Raw genomic sequence first — 22,913 nt, 5'->3', positions numbered from 1 at the left:
GATGCCCAAGTCCGCTCAGCCCCACGCCGCCCCCCGCATCGCTCAGGCCGGAGTCTCGGCACCAACCCATTCGTCGGTCGGTCCAATCAGGACGAAGAAGTCGGGATGATCGCGTTTGCCGTCGCCCGCGTCGCGTGTCGCTATCCCGAAGTAGATCGCCTCGTCGAGTTTGCGCAGCTCGTCGACCAGCGTCATCTTCGGGTTGAACACCGAATAGTCGAGCACATAGCAGGGCTTGCCGTCGATCAGCGAGACGCCCATGCGCGTCGCCATGCGCAGGTTGCGCGCTATCTTGCCGCCCGAATAGCGCCAGCGGTTATAGCCCTCGCCGGTGGTATCGGTCAGCGGCCGGAACGCCTTGCCCAGCCAGAAACCGCGCGGCGATTTCTCGTCATACATGTACTTGGCATAGCCCAGCTGAAATTCTTCGTTCAGCGCGTCGGGGCCGTAGCCCACATAATGGCCGTCCATCTCGCGCATGTCGACCGCATTCAGGCCGCGCCACAGCTCGAGACCCTCGGCCTGGGTCAGTGCCAGCAGCTTCTCGAGCGACCATTCGCGACGTGCGCCCAGCGGCGTCTGGTGCAGGTTCGGCCGTCCCTTGAGCTTGTCGAAGTCGAACGGCGTTACCTGCGACATGACGGGATCTCCGGCAGTCCGGTAGAGTTCGGCAATCTGGCTTGCAGCATTCGGCATCGGCGTCTCTCCAGTTGGCGACACATGCGCTCCCCTCTTTGGCGTACGCAACGCGCTACAACGCGCTTTACGCCAATTGAGAACGATAGTATGGCTATTTTGTCATTACGCCGATGTCAAGACGGCTGGCAGGGGAGAACATAAAATGCGCGAAGCAGTAATCGTGTCGACGGCGCGGACGCCGATCGGCAAAGCCTATCGCGGCGCCTTCAATAATACCGGCGGCGCCGAGTTGGCGAGCTATGCGATCGCCGAGGCGGTGCGCCGCGCAGGCATCGATCCCGCCGAGGTCGAGGACGTCGTACTGGGCTGCGCCGCACCCGAGGGCTCGACCGGAAACAACGTCGCCTATCAGGCTGCGCTCAGGGCCGGCCTGCCGATCGGCGTCGCGGGGATGACGGTGCAACGTGCCTGCTCCTCGGGGCTGATGGGCATCGCCACCGCGGCCAAGCAGATCGTCGACGACCAGATGTCGATCGTCATCGGCGGCGGCGTCGAGTCGATCAGTCTCGTCCAGAACGAGCATGCCAACCGCTACCGCAACAGCGATGCCGTTCTGCGCCGCGACCTTCCCCAGCTCTATATGTCGATGCTCGAAACCGCCGAGATCGTCGCCGAGCGCTACGGGGTCAGCCGCGAAGCGCAGGACGAATTCGCGCTGATGTCGCAGCAGCGCACCGCGCAGGCACAGGCCGAGGAACGCCTCGACAAGGAGATCGTGCCGGTCACCGTAACGATGATCGTCACCGACAAGGAGACCGGAGCGACCAGCGAACGCGAGGTGACGCTGCGTATGGATGAAGGCAATCGGCCGCAGACGACGCTGGCCGACCTGCAAAAGCTGCAGCCGGTGTTCAAGACCGGCCAGCAGATCAAGCAGGGCAAGTACGTCACCGCGGGCAATGCCTCGCAGCTGTCCGACGGTGCCGCGGCGCTTGTGATGATGGATGCCAAGGATGCCGAGCGGCGCGGGTTGCAGCCGCTGGGCGCCTATCGCGGTCTCGCTGTCTCGGGTTGCGGACCCGAGGAAATGGGCATCGGCCCGGTGTTTGCGGTGCCACGGCTGCTCGAACGTCACGGTCTCAAGATCGACGACATCGATATCTGGGAGCTCAACGAGGCGTTCGCGTCTCAGTGCCTGTACAGCCGCGACCGGCTTGGCATTGACCCTGCAAAGTACAATGTCTCGGGCGGTTCGATCTCGATCGGCCATCCATACGGCATGACGGGCGCGCGCTGTGCCGGCCACATCCTCCACGAAGGCAAGCGCCGCGGGGCCAAGTACGGCGTCGTGACGATGTGCATCGGCGGTGGCATGGGTGCCGCCGGACTGTTCGAGATCTATTGAACTAAGCGGAAAGAATCGGCGATGACCAATCTACAGGGCAAAGTTGCGCTCGTTACCGGCGGTTCGCGCGGGTTGGGAGAATTCATCGCCGAGGCGTTCGTCAAGGCGGGTGCCAAGGTGTATATTTCCTCGCGCAAGGCGGCGGTCTGCGACGCCATCGCCGCCGAGCTTTCGGCGCACGGCCAGTGCATCAGCCTGCCGTTCGATCTTGGCGACAGCAGCGGGATCGAGGCATTGACCGGGGCGCTCAAGGAACGCGAAACCCGGCTCGACATCCTCGTCAACAATGCGGGCGCGACCTGGGGCGCGCCACTCGAAGACTTCCCCGAGGTCGGCTGGGACCGGGTGATGGACCTCAACGTCAAGTCGGTGTTCTTCCTCACGCAGAAACTGCTGCCGCTGCTGCGCACGGCGGCGACCGCGGTCGATCCGGCGCGGATCATAAACATCGGCTCAATAGCGGGCACGCATATCGGGCGTGGCGGCACCAATTATTCCTATGTCGCGAGCAAGGCGGCGGTGCATCACGTCACGCGGATGCTCGCAGCGCAGCTGGGTGCGGACAACATCACCGTCAACGCCCTCGCGCCGGGACCGTTCGAAACCAAGATGATGGAGTTTGCGCTCAACGATCCCGCGACGCGCGAGCGCATCGAGCAATCGATTCCGCTCGGACGTGTCGGCGGTGCCGATGACATCGCCGGGGTCGCGCTGTTCCTCTGCGACCGCGCGGCAGCGTATATTTCGGGGGCAATCATCCCGCTCGACGGCGGTGCGGCGGCAGCGCGCTGAGGGGTTGGCGCCGCCTACGCCGCTGACGGGGTGACACCGACCTCTGCGAGGACCTCATCGGTGTGTTCGCCTAGCACCGGCGGGACGCGCCGGATGGGCGGCCGCCGTCCGTCGAGGCGATAGGGCGGTGCCGCTTGCCAGTGACGGCCGATATGGACGCGGTCGACGCGCCACCAGAAATCGCGCGCCGTAAGGTGCGGATCATCGATCGGGTCGCTGCCCCGGAGCAGCGGCACTGCGCCGACACCGGCTGCCTGAAGCAAGCAAACCGCGTCGCTTTGGGAGCGCTTACACGTCCACCGAGCGACCGCCGCCTCGATATCGTCCGCGCGGATATTGCGGCCGGTTGCCGAGGATAGCGCCGGGTCGACCGCCCAGTCACTGCGGTCAAGCAGCCCGCACAATTTCTGCCATGCCGACTCATCGTCGACGGCGACCGCAATCCACTCATTGGCACCGATGCAGGGAAAAGCCCCGCATGGAGCGATCGCCGCGCGGCGCGACCCGCGGCGCGGCACCGGCGCGTCGGATAGCTGCACCGCGATAAAGGCGTCGGCACCGAGCTGGAACAGGCATTCGACCTGTGACAGGTCGATCGCAGCACCGCCGAGCCGTTCGCGCCCATGCAATGCAGCAAGCGCAGCGACCGCGCCGTAAAGTCCGGCGACGGGATCGCCATAGGCGACGTGCTGCATCGTCGGCGGCCAGTCCTCGAAGCCGTTCATGAACGGCAGTCCGGAGGCCTGTTCGACGGTCGAGCCATAGCCGCGGATACCGCTGAGCGGGCCGACCGCGCCGAACGCGCCCATGGCGATGCTGATCACGCCAGGTCGCAACGACTGCTGCTCCGCCGGGCCGAGCCCGAGCCGATCAAGGGTACCCGGCGCGAAATTATCGATGACGATGTCGGCGGTAGCAATCAGCAGCTTGGCGTGGGCAAGCCCCGTGGCGCTCCGCAGGTCGAGGCTGATGCCGCGCTTGTTCCGGTTGACCGCCATGAACGGCAGCTTGATCTCGCTGGCCGGCGGGACACTATGATCGTCACGCTCCCAGCCCCGCCACCAGTCTGGAAACGCCTCCGACTCGATCTTGATCACGTCGGCCCCGAGGTCGCCGAGATGCCGGGTCGTCAATGGACCCGCCCAACCCATCGTGAAGTCGACCACCCTGATACCCGCGAGCGGCCCCGCGGCGTGTGGCGGCATCGGGGGCACTGCCTCGCCGCGCTGCCCGTGCGCGGCGACGCGGAACGGCAACATTGGGGCGCGCAGCGATCCGCCGCCGAATGTTGCGAAACTCGCGCGGTCGCGCCACATCGGCTCGGCGAGCAGCCCCTGATGATCGTGCACGGGTGCGAACGGCAGACGCAGCCGGATGCCGGTCTCGACCCATTGCGCGGTCGTCCGCGTGCGCAGCGGCGCGGTCAGCATCGCGTCGACCAGATCGGCATGCGCGAGCCGGCTGATTGTCGTCGCCATGCGCGGGTCGGCGGCCATCGCGGGTTGCTCGATAAGCTCGCACAATGTCGTCCATTGCGCAGGCGTCAGCGCGGTGATGCCGATCCAGCCATCGTTGCTGCGAAAGACGCCGCATGGATAGGTCGGTACGAAGCGATTGACCCCCAATCGGCTGCTCGCCTGACCGCGCCCCGCCGGATCGATCGCCGAGATCTCGGCGAAACACAGCGTGCTTTCAAAATCGCTGATCTCGACGCGCTGCGTCGAGTGACCGCGCAGCCGCCCGAAGGCGGCACCTACGGCTGCGATGAAGGCGACGGTCCCGGAGATAATTTCCGCCGCATACCCTTGCGCAAGCAGCGGCGCGCCGCCTCGGGGGCCAAAATTATACGACGTCCCCGACAGCGCCTGAAGCAAAGGTGCCGATACGCACCAGCCGGCATAGGGGCCATCGTGTCCAAATGCGCTGATGTCGAGAACCAGCGGCATCGTTGCGGTCGTCGGCGCAGGGGGGCCGTCGACGATGACGATGGCCAGTGGACCCGACAGGCGATCCGCGGCGGCTTCGGCGTCGGGACGGGCGACCAGCCGCTTGCCCTGATCGAGCCAGCGGCCGAAAGCCTCGCCAGCGGCACCCCCGTAGCCGAGCCGAGCGTCGGCTTCGCTCTCCGGCTGAAGGACGTCGGCACCGAGAACCGCCAGCAGCCGCGCACAATAACGGGCCGAAATCGACGGGGCGAGATTGACGACCGAGAAGTGTTCGAGGGGACGGTAGCCAGCGGCGGTCACCAGGTATCGATCCACGCGCGCTTCTTGCCCTCGCGGCGCGGCGGCGGCGGCACCGAGTCGAGCCCCATGACCAGCCATTTGCGTGTCTCCGCCGGGTCGATCACGTCGTCGAAATCGCCGACGGTGGCCGAGTTCAGCGCGCGCGACCAAGCATAGGCGTCGGCGACGAGTTTCTCGTAGCGCGCGGTGCGTTCGACCAGATTTTCGATCGCCAGCAGTTCGGCGCGGCGTCCGAGCTTGACCGCTGCCTCCAGCCCCATGCCGGCGAACTCGCCCGTCGGCCACGACACGGTGAAGAAGGTCTGGTCGAAGCTGCCCGCCGACATCGCCAGCGCGCCGAGGCCGTACGACTTGCGCAGCACGACAGCGAAGAAAGGCACGGTGATGTTCGCGCCCGCGACATACATACGGCCGCAGTGACGGATCAGCGCGGTCTTCTCGGCTTCGGGGCCGACCATGTTGCCCGGCGTGTCGATCAGCGACAGGATCGGAATGTCGAAGGCATCGCACAATTGCATGAAGCGCGACGCCTTGTCGGCACCGTCGGACTCGATCGCGCCGCCGGTGGGTGAGTTGGAGTTGTTGGCGATGACGCCGACGGTGCGCCCCTCGATGCGGAAGAACGCGGTGACCATCGCCGGACCGAAGCGCGGCCGCAGTTCGAGCATCGACCCCGCATCACCAATTGTCTCGATCACCTTGCGAATATCGAACATTGCGCGCCGGTTCTCGGGCACCGCATGGCGCAGCGACCGCTGGTCGTTGGCGGACCAGCTGGCGGTCGGTCCCTGGAAAAACGCCAGATAGCGCTTGGCCGTTGCAGTCGCCTCGGCTTCGTCCTCGACCAATATGTCGATGACGCCGTTGGGCTCCTGAATGTCGATCGGACCGACCTCGTCGGGCGCATAAGCCCCGAGGCCGCCGCCTTCGATAACCGCCGGGCCGCCGATGCCGAGGCTCGAATCCTTCGTCGCGATGATGACATCGCACGCGCCGAGCATGACGACGTTGCCGGCAAAGCAATAGCCCGAATTGACGCCGACCAGCGGGACCAGCCCCGACAGCTTGCCGAGTTCGCGCCACGTCTTGACCTGGAGCATGCCGCCGCGTGCCTCGGGATTGGGTGCGCCGCCGGTGCGGCCGCCGCCGCCTTCGGTGAACAACACGACGGGCAGGCGGTAGCGTTCGGCGACGCCGAGCATACGGTCGGTCTTCTGGTGATTCTTGAAGCCTTGCGTGCCCGCAAGCACGGAATAATCGTACGACATGGCGATGCAGCGCGCTTTGTCGCGGCCGACGAGGTCGCCGTTGACGCGGCCGATCCCCATCACCATGCCGTCCGCAGCCGTTTTGACCACCCGCGCGGCGATGTCGTCGAGGCTGTCATCGTAGCGCCGGGTCGCGGTGATCAGTGGCCCGTATTCGATGAACGAACCCGCATCGCACAGGTCGTCGATGTTCTCGCGCGCGGTTCGTTTGCCCGCTGCGTGGCGCTTCGCGGTGGCCTGCGCGCGCGCGGCATCGGCGGTCAGCGCCTGGAAGCGGAGGACTTCGGCCAGGTCGGGCCGGATGGCGTCGAGATCGACCTCCGCATTCGATGTCCAGGTATCGCCCGCGACATCGCTCGCCTCGATGAACAGGATCGGCGTATCACCGAACACTGTCTCGCCGACGCGCAGCACGATTTCGCGGACGATGCCGGCGTGGCCCGCGGCGACGACGTGCTCCATCTTGAGCGCCTCCATCACCGCAACCGGCTGGCCCGCGCGCACGACATCGCCGACGACGACCGACAGCTCGATGATGGCGCCCTGCATCGGCGTCATGACCGCGACCGTTTCCGGCGGTCCGCCTAGCGCGGGCCGTACCGGGGCGGCGTCGCGTGCGCCCGCCTGACCGCGCAGTCCGAGTACCGCGAGCGGATCGCCCGCATCGACAGCGGTGCCTGCGCGCCGGACCTCGCGGGTGGCGGGTTCGAAGAAGCGCGCGGTCTCGCCTGCGGTCGCAAGGAGGTCCGCCAGATGCTCCTCAACATAGCGCGTGTGCAGCGCCTCGGGGGTCAGCGCCGGGCTCTTCAGCAACGCCTGCAACAGGTCGATGTTGGTCGCCGCGCCGACGATCTTGAACTCGCTGAGCGCACGACGCGCCTTACGGACGGCGGCGGCCAACCCGTCGGCATGGACGATGACCTTCGCCAGCAGCGAATCGTAGCGCGCGCTGGTCGTATATCCGGCATAGCCGAAGCCATCGACGCGCACGCCCGGGCCCGACGGCGGCTCGTAGACCGCGAGCGTGCCGCCACCGGGCCTGATCGACCCGTCGGTCATCATCGTCTCGAGGTTGACGCGGAGCTGGATCGCCGTGCCGCGCGGTGCCGCGATCTGGTTCTGGCACAGGCCGAGCTGTGCGAGGGTAGCTCCGTCGGCGACTGCCAGCTGGACCGCCACCAGATCGAGGCCAGTCACCGCCTCGGTCACCGTATGCTCGACCTGCAGCCGCGCATTCGCCTCGATGAAGGCGAAGCGCGGTGCGACACCGGGGCGCGCATCGACGAGAAATTCAATGGTACCGACACCGCGATAGTCCGCTGCAGCGCCCAGCCGCACCGCGGCGGCCAACATCGCCGCGCGCAACTCCTCGTCGAGATCGAAGGCAGGCGCGATCTCGACGAGTTTCTGGCGCTGGCGCTGCAGACTGCACTCGCGGTCCCAAACGTGGGCGATGCCGCCAGCTCCGTCCCCGACAATCTGCACCTCGATGTGGCGCGCGCGCGGAAACAGCTCCTCGACGTAAAGCGCCCCCGAACCGAAGGCCTGGAGCGCCTCCGAACTGCAGCGCGCATAGGCAGCTTCAAGGTCCTCGACCCGGTCGACGGGCCGCATGCCGCGCCCGCCGCCGCCGTGGATCGCCTTCAGCATGACGGCACCGCCGGCCCCCAGACCCGTCATGAAGGCAGTAGCCTCGGTCAAAGTCACCGCGGCGCTGATGCCCGGCAGGATCGGAATTCTCTCGCGTGTTGCCAGAGCGCGCGCCTGCGCCTTGTCGCCGAACAGCCGCAGCGTCGCCGGGGTCGGACCGACGAAGACCAGACCCGCATCGCCGCACGCCTGCGCGAAGTCGGCGTTCTCGCTTAGGAAACCATAGCCGGGGTGAACCGCGTCGCAACCCTCTGCCCGCGCGACCGCGATCAGCGCCGCGGTATCGAGATACGCCGCGACACCGCTGCCGGGCAGCGCCACGGCAAGGTCCGCCGCGCGGGTATGGAGCGACGCCGCGTCATCCTCGGCATAGACGACGATCGTCGCCAGACCGCGCTCGGCGGCGGTTCGCGCGATGCGAATGGCGATCTCGCCGCGGTTGGCGATAAGCAGCTTGCGGATCATTCGAATCAATTCGCGGACAGGACCGGCGACGGCACCAGCGCCTTGTCGGCCAGCGCCGCGAGCTTATCCAGATTTGCCTGATGAACGCTGCGGCTGATCCGATAAGTCAGCACACAGACGATCGCCAAGACATTGAGCGCTACTACCGCTCCGACATAGCTGAATGCCAGATCGCGCAACGTGTCGGCGCTGACGTCGCCGGGCCGCGCGTTCTGGGGGAAGCCCGTGAGTGTGATGATCGCTGCGGAGCCGAAGACGCCCAGCCCCGACACGCACTTGGCGACGAAGGTGTTGGCCGCGAAGAAGACGCCTTCGGCGCGCTTGCCCGTCCGCACCTCGTTGTCCTCGACGACATCGGCGAGCATCGACGCGATCAAGATCGACCAGATGATGGTCAGGGTGGTGATGGTGACGCTGAAGATCATCAGCGTCGGCAGCAGTGCAGGCGATCCGTTCTCAGGGAAATAGCCGGCGAGACGCGCAAAATAGGGGATCGGGATCAGCGCGATCATCACCACCGCGACGCCGATCGCCGCGCCGCGCTTGTCGAAGCGGCGCGACAATACCGGCGTCAGGGTCAACGCGAGGAATGCCGAAATAAAGCTGCCCGAAATCAGGATGGAGATTTCGGTCGGCTGGAGGCGCCAGAAATAGGTGTAGAAATAGGTCAGCAGCGCAAAGGTCAGCCCGGCGGAAAGGGCGATCAGCATCCCGGCGATCAGTACCGACAGCGCCGACCGGCTCGACAGCGTCTGGATGATCTCGCGCACCACCTCGCCAACCGAAGTCGTGGATCGGGGTTGCGGCGACTTCAGCCATGGAATCGCCGAATGCGTTCCAAGCGACGATGCGATGATCGCCACGAACATGATGATCGACGCCGCGACGCCGTAGCTCGAATAGCCGGCGGGATTCAGCTGGCCCACCGGATAATCCGGAGTCGATTGCAGAAAAACGCCAAAAGCCAGCATCGACATGGTCAGACCACCGACCCAACCGAAGAAATAGCGGAAGCTCAGATAGCTCGTCCGCTCGTCGTAACTCTCGGTCAGTTCGGCGACCAGCGCTGCGCTGGGTATTTCATAGACCGCGATGAACAGGCGCACCGCGATCGAGACGCCGAGCAGATAGGCGAACAGCAGCTCCTGCGACAATCCACTCGGCGGCGAAAACAGGAATAGATAGCCCAGCGCCACCGGGATGGCGGCCCCGTACATGAAGGGATGACGCCGACCCCAGCGCGATGACAGATTGTCCGACCAGTACCCGATCATCGGATCGGCGATCGCATCGAGGATCAGCGCGATCATGATCGCCAGTCCCGCCAGCCGCGCGTCGAGCCCCATGACCTGATTGTAGAACAGCAGCAGCAGGACGCTGAAGCCGTTGTCCTTGACGCCAAACGCGATTGAACCAACGCCGTAGAAGAATTTGATCCGAAAGCTGCCGCGGCCTTTTGCGACGTTCGGCGCATCACCGACGTCGGACGCAGTTTCGCGCTGGTTCGCCATCATACACTCCCCCCGGCATGGCGTGATTGGTTTCACGCTCGACACCGCTTCAAGAGTATTAGTATGTCATTTAACGGTGTTTGGCCATCACGATTCGCGTGCTCGCGGACGGACCGGGGGATTCCGATTTTCGCAGGCCCGAGGGCACGTCTAAATCGCGCAAAATCAAACAGAAATTGTTGATTCTAAAGTTGTTTTTCCGATTACCGGCGGGGCAACGCCACTCGTCGTCCTGGCAAAATGGCCACTCTGGTAGCTGAAGTGACCGATAAGTTTTTGCCCGACGCGAAATATACTTTTCAAACTTAGGAAATAGGGTATGCACAGATCATGATACTCGAAGCATCGTCGATCCGTAGGGTCGTCGAGAGCAAGTTCGGGACATGACTGGGGGGCTACCTTGAAGAATTTCGCATGCGCGCTTGCGTTGAGCACCGGCATAGTCTGGCCCATCGCGGCGATGGCGCAAATTGCCACTGAAACCGATGCGACCAAGGGGCAAGAAGCCCAAAGCGGCGCCGTAGTCGCGGCACCGAATGCTTCGCCTGCCGCGCAGGGAAGGCTGGCCGACGAGATCATTGTCACCGCCACCAAGCGCGCCTCGCCGCTCGAGTCGGTTCCGGTTGCTGTCAGCGTCGTCACCGGCGAGACGATCAAGAACCTCAACATTACCAACCTGAGTGAATTGTCGCGCCAGACGCCTAGTCTGTCGATTGCCGAGGGCGGCGAGCAGACCGGCGTGTCGATCCGCGGTTTCTCGGCAGGGCTCAACTTCGGCTTCGACCCCGCAGTCGGCCTGTTCATTGATGGCATCTACGCCGGCCGCGAGCGTCAGTTTCGCGGCACCTTCCTCGATGTCAGCCGGGTCGAAGTGCTGCGTGGGCCGCAAGCCGCGCTATTTGGCAAGAACACCAGCGCGGGTGCAGTGCTGATTACAACCGGCCAGCCGGTTGACCGCCTGGAGTTCAACAATCGCCTCGAATGGACGCCGCGCTCCGATCGCTATGCCTATGAGGGGGTCCTCAACGTACCGATAACCGACACGCTGGCGACCCGCGTGGCGGTGCGCGTTTCCGACGAGCAAGGCTTTTTCCGCAACACCCTGACCGGCGACCGCGAAGAGCAGCAGCGCGATGTCATCGTCCGCGGGACCGCGCTGTGGAAGCCGACCGATCAGCTGACAGTTCGCCTGAAGGGCGAGTATTCGGATTACAAGCGCACTGGTCGCGCGTTTCAAGTATCGCAGGTTAGCGGCCTCGCGGTCGGTCGTCCGCTGCTGACGACGGTCTCGCAGGCGGCAAGCACGACCCCATTGGTGCCGTTCGCCCAGGGCGAGGCACCGCGTCCGATCGCTGCCGCCTTCTCGGATGTCGGTGCCGCAGCACGGCTATCGACCTATCGCGCTTACGATCCCAAGTTCGAATTCGACAAGAACTATACGCTCTCGAAGCAGCGTGAGACCGCACAGGTTCATTCGAAGAATGTCGCGCTCGAGATCAACTACGATTTGGGGCCGGTCACGCTGACCTCGGTGACCGGCTATTCGGCCTACGATTCGGACGATGGCCGCGACGTCGACTGGAACCCTACGACGTTTCTGTATCAGCCCATCACCCAGGACTATAAGCAGTATAGCGAGGAATTGCGGCTGACATCGGCGACGGGCGGTAAGTTCGACTACCTCGTCGGCCTGTACCTGCTGCGTCAGGAGTTCTTCGTCGACCGTCAGACCGATGTCGACATCAACCTATTTTTCGGATCCGTCGGCAACGTCGATCGCCGCTATGCGACACTGGCGCGCTTTGCGCAGGACACGACTTCGGCGTCGGTGTTCGGTCAGGGCACCTACAACTTGACCGACCGGCTGCACGTGACGGTTGGTGGGCGGTACAGCTACGAGAAGAAGAAGATCGACGACTTCCTCGACTATGCGCGCTTTGGCACTAAGATCCCGCTCGATCCCAACAATCCCGCCGACAACGCCCTGCTTGCCACCGCTCGCGCGTTCGCGCCGGGTCTGGTCGGACAGCGTCACGCCAATAGCGCCAAGCGAAGTGAGACCAATTTCACTCCCGAAGCGCGCGTTGCCTTCGATCTCGAAGGTGGCGGACTGATCTATGCCAGCGTCGCCAAGGGCGTTCGCAGCGGCGGCTTCAACTCGGGATCGGTCAGCCCGACCGAGGCCGATCTGGAGTTTGGCGCCGAAAAGACGACCGGATTCGAACTCGGTACCAAGCTGGTCCTGTTCGACCGCCGGGTCCGCGTCAATCTCGCCGCCTTCTATCAGACTTTCAAGGATCTCCAGACCTCGGTCTATACCGGCGAGAGCTTCGACCTGCGCAATGCGGGCAAGGCGCGCTCGCTCGGACTCGAGGGCGACATCAACATTCGAGCATCGAGCCGACTGAGCCTGTCGGGCGGCTTCCTGTTGCTGCGCTCGAAGTTCATCGAGAACACCAACGTCGCCTGCAACATCACCCAGCAGTATTTCGGGCAGCCTGGCTGCAAGCGCTTCGGTAATGGTTTCGTTCAGGATCTGTCGGGCGCGCGCTTCGGTCCGCGCTTCAATGGCCAGGCGGGTGTAAACTACACGCTGCCGATCACCGACTCACTCGAACTAGATAGCTATGCCAGCCTGACCTATCGCGGAACGAGCCGTGGCGGCAACGATCCCGACGTCGACCAGCCGTCGACCACGACGATCGACGTCGGCGCGACGCTCGGGCGGAAGGACAAGGGCTGGTATGCGGGCGTGCTGCTCGAGAACGTCACCAACGTGCAACACTACTTCTTCGAGTTCGAAGCTCCTGCCCAGATCGGCACGCGCATCGGTGCTCTCCAGTTGCCCCGCCGCGTGACGATGCGCGTTGGAGCGAACTTCTAGCACGGTGTAACCAGGCCTTGCTCGAGTCGATCAGATCGACCGGAGCAGGGCCTGAATTTGTGCTTCGAGTGCGGAAGCGTTCGAAGCTACCCCGGCACTCGGCCTTATCGACCGATCAGATCGCCAGCCCGTCAAGACGGTAGAACCGGGCGGCGCTGCCCGCGAACAAATCGCGTCGCTCGCCGGTGGACGCGCCCGCCGCAAGGCGCTTGAAGCTGTTCCACAACACCGCATAGTCGACACCCCATTTGTCGACCGGATAGTTGCTTTCGAACATGGCGCGATCCGCACCAAAGGCTTCGATGCAGGTTTCGATATACGGCCGCCACAGGTCGGCAAGGACCGCCGATGCCGGTCGGGCCTCGGGCCCAAGCCCTGGAAACGCGCAGAAAGGCATCGCCAACCCGCCCAGCTTGACCATGACATTCGGGCAACTGGCGAGATCGCGGATCGCGTCGCGCCAAATGTCAAACCGCTCGGCATGGCGTCCGGCATAGCTGCTTAGTCCGAGCGGAGTACCGACATGGTCAAGGACGATTGCGGTATCAGGAAACGCGCGTGCGAGATCGGCCACTTCGCCAATTTGGGGCTCGAGGACCCAGGCGTCGAACGACAGGCCGAGCCGACCAAGCTGCGCGAAGCCTTCGCGAAAGACTGGGTCGCCGTAGAGCCCGGCCGGTGCATGTGCGAGCGGCCCGAGCACCAACGGATCGGGGTCGTTCGCACCGATGTGCCGGATGCCCCGGAAACGACCGTTACCCGCGGCGATCTCTGACTCGAGTACCATCGCTGCAGCGTCGCCGCGGGTCAGGTCGGCATGACCGACGATGCCCGCGCAAGCCCGCAGCTGGCCATAGATACCGCTGGCGCTCTGCGCCGCGATGCCATTGACGAATTCGACCTCTCCGATCGGTTTGAGATGCGTCGGCGCATCGGCGCGGTAAAAGGCGCCGCACTCGACGAACACCGTGCCGATGATGTTGTGGCCGCTGAGCGTGTCGGCGCGTAGCTCGTCGAGCAGATAGCGTGGCGAGTTTTTTACGATCGCGCCGAACGCATGCGCCGTCTCGGGGATCATGCCGAGCACCGGCTGAAAATCCCAAAGATGGTGGTGCGGATCGACGATCGGCAATGTGGGCTCGAGAATATCCTCGATCATGTCGCAACTCCCATTTTTTTCGCCGTCCGCAGCATCTGCGCTGCCATCTTGGCACCGCGACCAGATACCGGCAGCTTATGCAGCCATAACTCCCATTCTAATCTTCTGAAAGCCGCGCTGTAATACTGAATGTACTAGCTAACCCAGATCGCGCTGGCGTTAGGCAAACATACGCGGTATCTTAAAATTTATCGGTACCGGGTTGGGGAACCTCGCGTTGATGATCGGTCACATTTTTCGTGAGAACCCGCGATGAGCGGCGCGGCATCGCTTTCGAGTGGCGCGACGCCGATGGCCGTCGCTGCCGCGATCGGTCGCGCGACACTGTTCGACAAACTCGCCTACGGCGTCGGCTCGATCGCCTATGGTGTCAAAGACAATGGCTTCAGCGTCTTGCTGCTGCTGTTCTATAATCAGGCTCTCGGACTTTCGGCGCAGTCGGTTGGCCTCGCGATCATGATCGCGCTTGTCGTCGATGCGTGCGTCGATCCGGTGGTGGGAAACTGGTCGGACAACTTCCGCTCGCGCCTCGGACGCCGCCATCCTTTCATGTACGCAGCGGCCGTGCCGATCGCGGTGTCCTATTATTTCCTGTGGAACCCGCCAAGCGGGCTCGGGGAACCCGCTCTGCTGACTTATCTGATCGGCATTTCGATCGTCATCCGGCTGTGCATCACCTTTTATGAGATTCCGAGCAGCGCGCTCGTCGCCGACATGACCCACGACTATGACGAGCGTACCAGCTTCCTGAGCTACCGCTATTTCTTCGGCTGGATCGGCGGTCTGGCAATGGGGGTCGTGGCATTCAGCGTCTTTCTGCGACCATCGGCAGACGATCCATCGGGACAACTCAACCTGCAGGGCTACGCCAACTACGGGCTCGTCGCGTCGCTGCTGATGTTTGCGGCGATCATGGTGTCGTCACTGGGGACGCAGCGCCGCGCTGCAGCGTTCCCCAAACCGCCGCCGCGACGCCGGTTTGTGCTGCGGCGCTCCGTGCGCGAGCTTTGGGAGACGCTGTCCAACCGCGCCTTCGGGGTGCTGTTCCTTGCAGGCGTATTCAGCTTTGCGGCGGCGGGAATCGCGGCATCGGTGCTGACGTATTTCAGGATCTATTTCTGGGAACTGACTGGCGACCAGATCTCCTTCCTGATGGTCGGCAATTTTGCATCGGTGTTCGTGGCGCTGTTCTTCGCGCCGCGAATTGGCCGCGCGCTTGGCAAGAAGCGCGCTTATATGGTCCTCGCGGCGACCTACATGTCGTTGTCGCCGCTGCTGTATCTCGGCCGTGTCTTCGATCTGCTGCCAGCCAACGGCAGTCCGGTTCTTTACGCTCTGCTGTTCGGCCAAAGCTTCTTCGTAACGATCATCGTCATTTCGATCGGGGTGATGGGGGCCGCGATGATGGCCGATGTCGTCGAGGACAGCGCCGCCAAGACGGGTCGGCATAATGCCGGGCTGTTTTTCGCGACGAACACCTTCATGCTCAAGTCGATGTCGGGGGTTGGGGTATTCGGCGGCGGGCTGATCCTCAGCTTCGTCAATTTTCCGCAACAGGCCAGACGGGGCAGCGTGCCGGTCGATGTGCTTAACCAGCTTGCGATCATCGAGCCGTTGATCATTTTCGGACTGCAGGCCGTGGCGCTGCTGTGCATCCTCGCCTACCCGATCACCCGGGCGGTACACGAAAACAACGTTCGCAAAGTGCGCGATGCCGCGGCGCAAAAGCCGCTTGCCGAGGCGGCAGCCTGATGATCGAACGGACCAGGCCGTGGCTGGTGGCGCTGCTGACAATGACTGCGGCATTGGGGGCGGGGCGCGCCGACGCACGCCGCGCCGATTGGGTCTGCCCCCCCGGCTACGCGGTTAAGGCAGGACTGAACATCGACTTTCCGAGCGACGGCAAGCGCCGCGCCTTCGTCGTCGTGCCGCCCGAGAACGCCGCTCGCCGGGTTCCCGTCTGGGTCCCGCTGACGGGCACTGTGGAATCGACCGACGCCAATCTGCATGTCGCCCGCAGCGGTGCCAACGCGGAGATGGCGAAACGTGGTTTCATGGTGATCGGCCCGGTGCGCGACTGCGCGGTCCAGGATCCAAAGCTGTCGGCTGGGGCATGCATCGGGGTCGGGCGCAACGGCTGGAACTGGAACCCGTGGAACGATGGCCGCGCGGCGTCGGCGGAGGGTGCGAAATGGGCGAACGACGCCGGGCCCGACGCACGCTTTCTTAAAGCGATGGTGCGCTGCGTCGGGACGAAATGGCCGCTTGACCGCAAACGCCTGTTCATCGGCGGCATCTCGGCGGGCGGGACGATGACCAACCGTGCGCTGCTGTTCGACTCCGATTTCTGGGGCGGCGGCCTGCCGATCTCAGGTGAGTGGTACATCGGACGCGACGACCATACAGCGCTGCGCTTCAACGAGGCACGCGCCGCGGTCGCTGCCGCGCCCACGCAGATTTTCCAGGGCCGCGTCGGTCCGCAGCCGCTTCCCACCAGACTCGGCCCGATGGTGGTGATCACCGTTTGGGGCGGCGAGCGCGACCTGTGGAACTGCGGCACCGTGCTATGCGCCGACTATCGCCCTAGCACGCAGGCGGGGGCGAACTACTTCAGCGCGCAACCGAAAATCGTCCACGTCGCCTGCAGCGCTACGCACGGGCATATGTGGCCGCAGGTCAATACGCAGGCGTTCAATGCGTGGGCGCTGGCGACGCTCGCGTCGCACCCCAAGGGCAGTCGGGCCCGCGACTTCGCGCTGACCAACCCGCCACCGGGCTACCAGTGCCGCGTCGGCAGCTACACTGATCACTATTAGCGCCGACGCGCATTCCGGAGACGATTTGTGAAATTACTGGGCCGAATGGCCATCATTGCAGCTATGCTGCTGACGACCAGCGCGGGCGTCGCGCAAGTCGCCGGCACCTCGAACGGCGCAGCACTTTACGCCGACCGCTGCGCGGCATGTCACGACAACGCTACCGACCGCACCCCGACTCGCGCGTTGCTGTCGCAGAATCCGCCCGGCTTTATCGTCGCTACGCTACGGACGGGCGTCATGATGCCGATGGCGGAGGGCTTGAGCCCCGCCGACATCGCTGCAATAGCAATTTACCTCGGCAAACCGGCGAGCCCAGACACGATCCGCGACATCGACCCCGCGCGGATCTGGGGTGACGGCGTCGCGGGTACGCCGCTCGATGCACCGCGCTGCACCGCGCCGCCCCCGCCGGTCGATGCAGCCAAGCGAGGCGGCTGGAACGGCTGGAGCGTTGCCGCCGACAACGCGCGCTTTCAACCCCGCCCCGAACTGCGACCGCGCGATGTACCCCGGCTCAAGCTTAAATGGGCATTCCGCTATCCCGGGGCCAAGAACGGCCAAGCGACCGTGCTCGGCGAGCGGCTGTTCGTTACCAGCATGTCGGGTGCGGTCTATGCGCTCAACGCGCGCACTGGCTGCGTCTATTGGCGTCATGCCGCGGCGGCGGCGACGAGGACGAGCGTCACCGTGATGAAGCTGCCCGGCACAACGGGGCCGCGTCACGCGGTATTCTTTTCGGACTGGACCAAGAGCGCGGTCGCGCTCGATGCCGACACCGGCGCGCAACTGTGGAAGACCGTCATCGACGATCAGTCAGGCCAGCAGTCGACCGGATCACCGACGGTGTGGGACGGCAAGATCTACGTGCCGATCTCGTCGGGTAACGAGGCCTACGCGCAGAACGATCTGTGGGAGTGCTGCCGCTTCCGCGGGGCGCTCGTCGCGCTCGATGCGGCGACTGGGCGGCTGCTGTGGAAACGCTACACCACCGAGGTCGAGCCGCGCATCTTCAAGACTAATTCGGCAGGACGCCCGATGTGGGGGCCGTCGGGCGGCGCGATCTGGAGCGCGCCGACGATCGATCCGGCGCGGCGGCTGGTCTATGTCGGGACCTCGAACTCGTACACCGACGTACCCTACGACAACAGCGACGCGGTCATGGCGATCGACGCCGACACCGGCGCAGTGCGCTGGGTCAACCAGTTGACCCCGAACGATAACTACATCGACGGCTGCTGGCCGCGGCCCGGCCGGGTGCGGCCCGCGAACTGTCCGTCGCCGGTCGGCCCTGATTTCTCGATCGGCGCGTCGACGATCCTCCACGATGGTCCCGGCGGGCAGTTGCTGCTGGTCGGGCAGAAGTCGGGCGCGGTATTCGCGCTTGACCCGGCGCGGCGCGGCAAAAAAATATGGGAGCTCCGCCTCAGCCCCGGCAGCGCGCTCGGCGGCGTCGAATTCGGCATGGCCGCCGACCGCGACCGCCTGTACGTTGGGATCAGCGATATCGTTGCGGGCCCGCAGGGCAAGCCGGGCCTCTACGCGGTGAAGATCGCCGACGGCACGCCGCTCTGGTCGATGCCGACGTCGTTGAAGCCGACCTGCCGGTGGCAAACGCGGTGGTGCCACGGCGCAATCTCGCAGGCGGTGACGGTGGTCCCCGGCATCGTCTTCGCAGGCAGCTATGACGGGCATTTCCGCGGGCACGATGCCGCGACCGGGCGCATTGTCTGGGACTTCGATACCGGCAGCACCTTGTTCAAGACGCTTGACGGCGGCGAGGCCCATGGCGGCGTGATGGACGGTGCCGGCCCGACGGTGGCGGGCGGCATGGTCTATGTCCATACGGGCTATGCCGGACGGTCAGGCGCAAACGCCGGCCGCAACCTGCGCGCCGCCGAGGGCAATCTGCTCCTGGCTTTTTCGGTCGATGGTAAGTGAGCAATGATATGAACACCAAGATCGCCGCGTATGTCGCACGCCCGTGCGGAAATTTTGCTGACCTGGTCGCATTGCAGGCGCGCGCTGCGCCCGATCGCATCGCGATCATCTGCGACGGCGAGCAGATCGACTATGCCGGGCTTAACGCGCGCGCCGACTGTATCGCGGCGTCGCTGCAACGCGACGGCGTCGTCAGCGGCGGGGTCGTCGCGATCTGCGCCGCGAGCTCGATCGATTACGCCGCGATCTTCATCGCCACGCTGCGCGCCGGTGCGGCAATCGCACCGCTGTCGCCGTCAGCGACCCCGGCGCAACTCGCCGCGATGATCGCCGACAGCACGCCGAGCTATTTGTTCGTCGATGCTGCCGCCGCCGCGCACCTTGCCGCCGTCGACGGGCTTGCATTCATCACGCTCGGCGCGGCATTCGACGCCTGGCTAGCGCCCCCCGGCACTACGCCGACACCCGTCGAGGTTACCGCCGAGCAAGCCTTCAACATCATCTATTCGAGCGGCACGACGGGCACGCCCAAGGGCATCGTTCAGTCGTTCGCGATGCGTTGGCCGCACAATCATCTTGGTGATCCGCCCGGCTACGGCCCCGGAGTGGTCGCGGTGATCTCGACGCCGCTTTACTCGAACACGACGCTGGTCAGTTTCCTGCCGACACTGGCGGGCGGCGGTACCATGGTCCTGATGCCCCGCTTCGATGCACGGGAGTTCCTCGTGCTCAGCGAGCGGCACCACGCCAATATCGCGATGCTGGTCCCGGTCCAGTACCGCCGCATCCTCGATGTTTCTGACTTCGATGCTTTCGACCTGTCGAGCTACCGCATGAAATACGCCACCTCGGCGCCGTTCTCGGCCGAACTCAAGGCGGAGGTGCTGCAGCGCTGGCCGGGCGGGCTGGTCGAATATTACGGCATGACCGAGGGCGGCGGGTCGTGCATGCTCGTCGCACACGAACACCCCGACAAGCTGCACACCGTCGGACGGCCAATGGACGGGCATGAGATGCTGGTCATCGACGCCGACGGCAACGCCGCACCGCCAGGGGTGCCAGGCGAAGTCGTCGGTCGCTCGCGGTCGATGATGAACGGCTATCGCAACCAGCCCGAAAAATCCGCCGAGGCTGAATGGTTCGATCCCGCAGGCGTTCGCTACATCCGCACCGGCGACATCGCCAGCGTCGATGCGCAAGGCTTTTTCACGCTGATCGGACGCGCCAAGGACATGATCATTTCGGGCGGCATCAACCTGTATCCGATCGACCTGGAAAGCGTGCTGAACGAGCATCCAGCGGTGATCGAGTCCGCCGTCGTCGGCGTCGCGTCGCGTGAATGGGGCGAAACGCCGGTGGCGTTCGTGACGATGCGCACACCGCTTGAAGCCGAGGCGTTACGCAGTTGGGCCAACCAGCGGCTCGGCAAGATGCAGCGCATCAGCGCAGTGCAGATCGTCGACGAACTGCCGCGCAACGCTATCGGCAAGATCGTCAAGCGGGCGTTGCAGGACCGCTACGCCGCCGAACAAACCGTCTGAGCAAAGGAAACGACAATGAGCGAGCGCCTAAAGGGCAAAGTCGCGGTGATCACCGGCGGCACCAGCGGCATCGGCGAAGCGACCGTCGAACTGTTCGTCCGCGAGGGAGCGCGCGTCGTCTTCACGGGCCGCAATGCCGTCAAGGGTACCGAGATCGCCGCGCGTCTCGGTGCCGCCAGCCGCTTCGTTCAAGGCGATGTGCGGCATGAGGCCGACATCAAGGCGGCGATCGACACCGCGGTCGCCGACTTCGGCCGCCTCGACTGCCTGTTCAACAATGCCGGTGGACCGACGCCCGGCGGCCTTGAGACGGTCACTCCGCAGGATTTCCACTACGCAATGGACCTGCTGCTCGGCAGCGCGGTGTTCGGCATCAAGCACGCAGCGCCGATTATGAAGGCGCAGGGGAGCGGTTCGATCATCAACAACTCGAGCGTCGCCGCGCTGCGCACCCACATGGGCGAGTATCTCTACAGCATGGCCAAGGCGGGCGTCACGCAGCTGACCAAGGTCGCGGGCATGGAACTCGCGCCGTTCGGCGTTACGGTGAATTCGGTCTCGCCGGGCGGTATCGCGACGCCGATCTTCTTCGGCGGCTCGGCGCGCGCCAATACCCTCGACCCGGCGCATGTCGATGCCAGCATGGACAAGCTGCGCCGCAACCTCGCGGCGTCGACGCCTCTGCGTCGCGCCGGCCTGCCGCACGACATCGCCCACGGCGTGCTGTATCTCGCCAGTGACGAGGGCCGCTACGTCAATTGCCACGACCTCGTCATCGACGCGGGGATGACCGCGGCGGGAAGGACAAAGTTCGGTGACTAGTTGTACGTTCGGCGGCGTCGGATTTCACTGCGCTACGTCCCTAGTCGACGCCAGCGATCGGTTCAGGAGGCTGATCAGTCTCACCCCAAGAACCTGGCGGCCCTGTAAAACGCCGAAACGCCCGCCTAAACGTCAAACGACCCTAACTTGGGCGAATTAGGCGTTCAATCAGAAAACAAGGGTCAGACGCTCGCGTTCTCTGACCGGTCCCCACCGAGTGGTCCGGTTTGATTGTCAGTGCATTATTGCCTCCGGTGCCATTGCCGCCGGTAGGTGGAGCGAAGCGGAACCGGACGGCGGCAATGGCGGCGTCACCGTTTCCGGGGCCGGCGGTCGGTAGCCGAGGCTGCTGTGCGGGCGCACGGTGTTGTAGTGCCGCCGCCAGGCTTCGATCAGCACCTTGGCTTCGGCGAGGCTGTAGAAGATCTCGCCATTGAGCAGTTCGTCGCGAAGCGAGCCGTTAAAGCTTTCGTTGTAGCCATTTCCCATGGTGAGCCCGGCGCGATGTAGAGCGTCTTCACGCCGATCCTGGCGAGCCATTCCTGCACGGCGGTGGCGATGAACTCGGCACCGTTGTCCGATCTGTAAGCGCGGTCTGAAGGCCGCCTTGCGCGTGACGCCCGAGTTGCGTTGTTTGCACCCCTTTGATCTGGGGTTTGCTGGTGTCGGATTTGGGTGACGAGGGAGCGACTGGTCATACGAGCAGTCGTATGACCAGTCGGATCGAGGTGGTGGCACGCGTTTCCGGCCGCCGATATTGGACGGTCGGTCAAAAGCTCGGGATGTTGCGTGATGCTTTCGGCTCGGGCGGATCGGTACGCACGGCGATCGAACGGCACGAGATTTCGAGCGGGTTGCTCTACACATGGCGCAAGCAGGCAATGTCGGGCGAGTTGACCGGGATTATGCCGGTGGCAGCAATGCCGGATTTCGCCGAGGTCCGGATTGGACTTGTAACGGTTTCGTGTCGGTGACTTGAGCATAAAACACTCGTTCAAGGAGACCGGAGAGATGATGAAGCATACGGATGATTTCAAACGCGAGGCTGTTAGGGTCAGGACCCATTGATCTGAGAGGCACGATCTGATTCAGGCTCCGTGAGGAGACCGTGCATGAGCAACCTGTACTGGCTGACGGACGAGCAGATGGCGCGGCTTGAGTCATATTTTCCCAAGAGCCATGGGAAGCCGAGGGTTGACGATCGTCGGGTGTTGAGCGGCATAGTCTTAATCAATCGCAATGGGTTGCGCTGGTGCGATGCGCCCAAGGACTACGGCCCACACAAGACGCTTTACAACCGTTGGAAGCGGTGGAGCGAGAGGGGCGTTTTTGTCCGTATAATGGAAGGATTGGCCGCCGCAGGTGCTGCNTCGCACCAAAGGGGGCATGAACACCAAGCTCCATGCCGTCACCGACGCAAATGGCCGACCGCTCAGCTTCTTCATAACGGCGGGCCAGGTCAGCGATTATACCGGCGCCGCAGCGCTGCTGGACGATTTGCCCAAGGCACAATGGATGCTCGCCGACCGCGGCTACGACGCAGACTGGTACAGGGACGCCCTTCAGGCAAAAGGCATCACACCCTGCATTCCGGGACGAAAATCCCGGATTGTGCCGATTAAATACGATAGGGTCAGGACTCGTTGATCAGAGCCAGAAGATGACTGTAGCGGCGAGCGCGATGGCGGAGAAGAAGACTGTAGGACATCGATCGTAGCGGGTGGCGACGCGGCGCCAGTCCTTGAGGCGGCCGAACATGATCTCGATGCGGCTA

15 protein-coding genes and 2 pseudogenes are annotated in these 22,913 nt (G+C 64.3%); 10 read left to right on the top strand and 7 right to left on the bottom strand.

Annotated elements, in window-relative coordinates:
• Positions 1 to 42: 42 nt before the first annotated feature.
• The gene (locus IEW98_RS03035; RefSeq protein WP_188761472.1) at positions 43 to 696 is read right to left on the bottom strand and encodes a hypothetical protein; all 654 of its coding nucleotides are present in this window, start codon (positions 694 to 696) and stop codon (positions 43 to 45) included.
• Positions 697 to 841: 145 nt separating this feature from the next.
• On the opposite strand from IEW98_RS03035, the gene IEW98_RS03030 reads away from it, so the two are divergent.
• Together IEW98_RS03030 and IEW98_RS03025 are read left to right on the top strand one after the other, a co-directional pair.
• Complete coding sequence (locus IEW98_RS03030; RefSeq protein ID WP_188761471.1) at positions 842 to 2,044, top strand: acetyl-CoA C-acyltransferase; 1,203 nt, start codon at positions 842 to 844, stop codon at positions 2,042 to 2,044.
• A 21-nt stretch (positions 2,045 to 2,065) separates the two neighbouring features.
• Entirely contained in the window at positions 2,066 to 2,836 is a 771-nt protein-coding gene (locus IEW98_RS03025) for an SDR family oxidoreductase (RefSeq protein ID WP_188761470.1), read from the top strand.
• A gap of 14 nt (positions 2,837 to 2,850) precedes the next feature.
• On the opposite strand, the gene IEW98_RS03020 is transcribed toward IEW98_RS03025, so the two are convergent.
• From IEW98_RS03020 to IEW98_RS03010, 3 genes are read right to left on the bottom strand one after another with little or no spacing between them, the layout of a single operon-like run.
• Complete coding sequence (locus tag IEW98_RS03020) at positions 2,851 to 5,097, bottom strand: CaiB/BaiF CoA-transferase family protein (RefSeq protein WP_188761469.1); 2,247 nt, start codon at positions 5,095 to 5,097, stop codon at positions 2,851 to 2,853.
• Positions 5,079 to 8,465, bottom strand: a complete 3,387-nt coding sequence (locus IEW98_RS03015) for an acetyl-CoA carboxylase family protein (protein WP_188761468.1) — start codon at positions 8,463 to 8,465, stop codon at positions 5,079 to 5,081. Before IEW98_RS03015 ends, IEW98_RS03020 begins: the two co-directional genes overlap by 19 nt.
• Positions 8,466 to 8,470: 5 nt before the next feature.
• Positions 8,471 to 9,979, bottom strand: coding sequence for an MFS transporter (locus IEW98_RS03010; RefSeq protein WP_188761467.1), 1,509 nt, complete (start codon positions 9,977 to 9,979; stop codon positions 8,471 to 8,473).
• Between the two features lie 397 nt (positions 9,980 to 10,376).
• Between IEW98_RS03010 and IEW98_RS03005 the strand changes: the two genes are divergently transcribed.
• Positions 10,377 to 12,860 carry a TonB-dependent receptor gene (locus IEW98_RS03005; RefSeq protein ID WP_188761466.1) on the top strand — a complete coding sequence of 828 codons (2,484 nt, stop codon included), beginning with the start codon at positions 10,377 to 10,379 and terminating at the stop codon, positions 12,858 to 12,860.
• A 115-nt stretch (positions 12,861 to 12,975) separates the two neighbouring features.
• Here the strand turns inward: IEW98_RS03005 and IEW98_RS03000 are convergent, their stop codons facing one another.
• A complete protein-coding gene (locus tag IEW98_RS03000) occupies positions 12,976 to 14,019 on the bottom strand; it encodes an amidohydrolase family protein (RefSeq protein ID WP_188761465.1) in 1,044 nt (347 codons plus the stop codon).
• Between the two features lie 252 nt (positions 14,020 to 14,271).
• Between IEW98_RS03000 and IEW98_RS02995 the strand changes: the two genes are divergently transcribed.
• The 5 genes from IEW98_RS02995 to IEW98_RS02980 are packed head-to-tail and all read left to right on the top strand — an operon-like array spanning position 14,272 to position 21,139.
• Complete coding sequence (locus IEW98_RS02995; protein WP_188761464.1) at positions 14,272 to 15,771, top strand: MFS transporter; 1,500 nt, start codon at positions 14,272 to 14,274, stop codon at positions 15,769 to 15,771.
• Entirely contained in the window at positions 15,771 to 16,835 is a 1,065-nt protein-coding gene (locus tag IEW98_RS16690) for an alpha/beta hydrolase family protein (protein ID WP_279380333.1), read from the top strand. Before IEW98_RS02995 ends, IEW98_RS16690 begins: the two co-directional genes overlap by 1 nt.
• Before the next feature lie 45 nt (positions 16,836 to 16,880).
• A complete protein-coding gene (locus IEW98_RS02990) occupies positions 16,881 to 18,776 on the top strand; it encodes an outer membrane protein assembly factor BamB family protein (protein ID WP_279380332.1) in 1,896 nt (631 codons plus the stop codon).
• Between the two features lie 8 nt (positions 18,777 to 18,784).
• Complete coding sequence (locus IEW98_RS02985) at positions 18,785 to 20,317, top strand: class I adenylate-forming enzyme family protein (protein ID WP_188761463.1); 1,533 nt, start codon at positions 18,785 to 18,787, stop codon at positions 20,315 to 20,317.
• Positions 20,318 to 20,332: 15 nt separating this feature from the next.
• Positions 20,333 to 21,139 (top strand): SDR family NAD(P)-dependent oxidoreductase, encoded by an 807-nt coding sequence (locus tag IEW98_RS02980; protein WP_188761462.1) that lies wholly within the window; start codon positions 20,333 to 20,335, stop codon positions 21,137 to 21,139.
• A 234-nt stretch (positions 21,140 to 21,373) separates the two neighbouring features.
• Here IEW98_RS02980 and IEW98_RS02975 read toward each other — a convergent pair.
• A pseudogene (locus IEW98_RS02975) lies at positions 21,374 to 21,723 on the bottom strand (integrase core domain-containing protein); the annotation flags it as partial.
• 126 nt (positions 21,724 to 21,849) lie between these two features.
• Between IEW98_RS02975 and IEW98_RS02970 the strand changes: the two are divergent.
• Both IEW98_RS02970 and IEW98_RS02965 read left to right on the top strand, forming a co-directional pair.
• Positions 21,850 to 22,113 carry a transposase gene (locus IEW98_RS02970; RefSeq protein ID WP_188761461.1) on the top strand — a complete coding sequence of 88 codons (264 nt, stop codon included), beginning with the start codon at positions 21,850 to 21,852 and terminating at the stop codon, positions 22,111 to 22,113.
• A 138-nt stretch (positions 22,114 to 22,251) separates the two neighbouring features.
• A pseudogene (locus IEW98_RS02965) lies at positions 22,252 to 22,777 on the top strand (transposase); the annotation flags it as partial.
• Between the two features lie 9 nt (positions 22,778 to 22,786).
• On the opposite strand, the gene IEW98_RS02960 reads toward IEW98_RS02965, so the two are convergent.
• The coding region (locus IEW98_RS02960) for a transposase (RefSeq protein WP_188761460.1) at positions 22,787 to 22,913 on the bottom strand (127 nt) is incomplete at its 5' end.

Origin of the sequence: Sandarakinorhabdus glacialis (genome assembly GCF_014643455.1) — a bacterium.
Classification (GTDB): Bacteria; Pseudomonadota; Alphaproteobacteria; order Sphingomonadales; family Sphingomonadaceae; genus Sandarakinorhabdus; species Sandarakinorhabdus glacialis.
The sequence above is the reverse complement of the archived record's forward strand: the minus strand, read 5'-3'. Positions and strand labels throughout refer to the sequence as shown.